Annotated in this window: 3 protein-coding genes; all 3 read left to right on the top strand. The window is 52.6% G+C overall.

The genetic code is table 11. From position 1 onward, the window contains the following. On the top strand, window positions 1–419 hold a 419-nt coding region (locus EI77_RS23185), incomplete at its 5' end, for a transporter substrate-binding protein (protein WP_166647473.1). A gap of 352 nt (window positions 420–771) precedes the next feature. Next, window positions 772–1,590: a hypothetical protein gene (locus EI77_RS23180; protein WP_133797693.1), complete on the top strand. Its 819-nt coding sequence runs from the start codon at window positions 772–774 to the stop codon at window positions 1,588–1,590. A 126-nt stretch (window positions 1,591–1,716) separates the two neighbouring features. Beyond that, window positions 1,717–1,919: transporter substrate-binding protein (locus EI77_RS23175; RefSeq protein ID WP_166647474.1), on the top strand; the 203-nt coding region annotated here is incomplete at its 3' end.

The raw sequence follows: 1,919 nt of genomic DNA, 5'->3' as shown, positions 1-1,919 counted from the left end.
CTAAGCAGCTTGTGGGTCAGCTTGGTTGCTGGACTTATTTCCAGTCCATCAAGTCCCCGGCTAACGAGAAGTTCATCAGCGACTTCCAGGCATGGCTTGCAAAGAGCGACGTTCCTGGAATCGTGAAGGAAGGCCGTGTGACCTGCTCCCCGATGGTGCTGAGCTATGTGGGTGTGTATCTGTGGAAAGCAGCCGTGGAGAAGGCCGGGACATTTGAAGTGGACAAAGTGATCGCCGAACTGGAAAAGGGCATCAGCTTTGACGGGCCTGGCGGAACGGTGACGAGCCAGAAGAACCACCACGTGACCAAGAACGTCTTCATCGGTGAGACGAAGGCGGATGGTCAGTTCAAGATTTTGAAGTCGTATGACAACGTCTATGGCGAGCCCTTCCTGAAGGGTACGTTCAAGGCTAAGTGAACGATTTCAATCACCCATCTCTTGTGAAGGTTTGGGTTTGTTGATGAGAACAATGGGGGCGGTTCGTTTGGTCGCGGACCGCCCCTCTCTAAAAAGAAAATCCGGTCTCAAATTCACCCCTCTCTCAAAACCTCTTACCCGTCCAGAAACTAAGCGCAGCGTTCATCGTCAAAGTGAAGTGTTGTAACACGGTTTAGAAGCGGTCTCAGAATTTCCTTCAGGCAACAGCAGCTAAGTGGCACGCTAGCTGCTGATTTGCCGTGTCAACGCTAGACGCTTGGCAGGGATTCGTTTGAGACCGGATTTCCCCACCAAGCGCATTAGCGAATCAACACTAACGCGAATCAATACGATGAACCTACTGTGCCCGTTGCAAGCAACGATCAAAAACTTCCTTCTAGCCGCCTCCGTCGTGACGCTGGCAGCAGGAGCAGCCAAAGCAGGAACCCCGGCCGAGGTGCCGGTGACCACTCCGCCGCCGCCACCATTCTTCAGCGGCACCCTGTCGCTCTTGATGGACACTCACTTTGTATCTTACGGGCAAGATATCTGGGGGGCAGGACAGTCCTGGGAAGATCCTCTTTTCCATCCTTCGCTGGCTCTGAACTTCAACCTGACAAATAACTTCACGTTCTTCGTTGGATCCTGGATGGACATCAATGACAACAATGAATCCAATTCCAGCCTGGGTAACCGGGTGCAGGAAACGGATGTGTGGGCAGGTATTTCCTACACGGTGGACAAGCTGAAATTCACCCTCATCAATCAGTATTGGAACTACGGTGGCAATACCGAAAAGATCATCGACTTCCGAATTGATTATGCCGGCATGTTGAATCCTTATCTCTTGCTCCATGGCCGTTTTGACCGTGGTGCTGCGGTCAACTTTGGTGAAGGTCTGGTGGTCCAGGTGGGTATCAACCCAACGACGGAGCTGGGGCCGGTTATCCTGTCCATGCCGATCGCGCTGAGCTATGACACGTATGACTACCACGGTGGTCAGGCAGGGTTTGGTTTTGCCTCAGCCGGTCTCGGAGCGACGTTGCCCATCTCCAAGCATGTCTCGCTGACTGCCTCGGTGGATTACTTTTACACGAATGACAACGTCATCGTGACCAACCCGGATGAAGGCTTCATCCGTGGACGTGCAGGAGTGGTGATCTCCTTCTAATTTTTTGCAGAATTTCTTCAAGGGACAGTTCTGCGGCAGCGCCTCGAGGGAGGTGCTGCCAAAGGCTTCCTGCCGTTAGTGGATATCAAAGCGCATATTTAATAAACCATGAAATACTCTAATATCATGTTCAAAGCAGCACTCGCCGTGGCGGCGCTGGCTTCCTTTTCTCCGGTCAAGGCTCAGGAAACAGTCAAGGTCGGCATCCTGCACTCACTGAGTGGCACGATGGCAATCAGTGAAACGTCGCTTCGCGACATCCTGCTTTTTACTTTCGATGAGATCAACGCCAAGGGCGGTGTGCTCGGCAAGAAGATCGAGCCTGTGGT

The sequence above is a fragment of the Prosthecobacter fusiformis genome, from assembly GCF_004364345.1.
Classification (GTDB): Bacteria; Verrucomicrobiota; Verrucomicrobiia; order Verrucomicrobiales; family Verrucomicrobiaceae; genus Prosthecobacter; species Prosthecobacter fusiformis.
The sequence above is the reverse complement of the archived record's forward strand: the minus strand, read 5'-3'. Positions and strand labels throughout refer to the sequence as shown.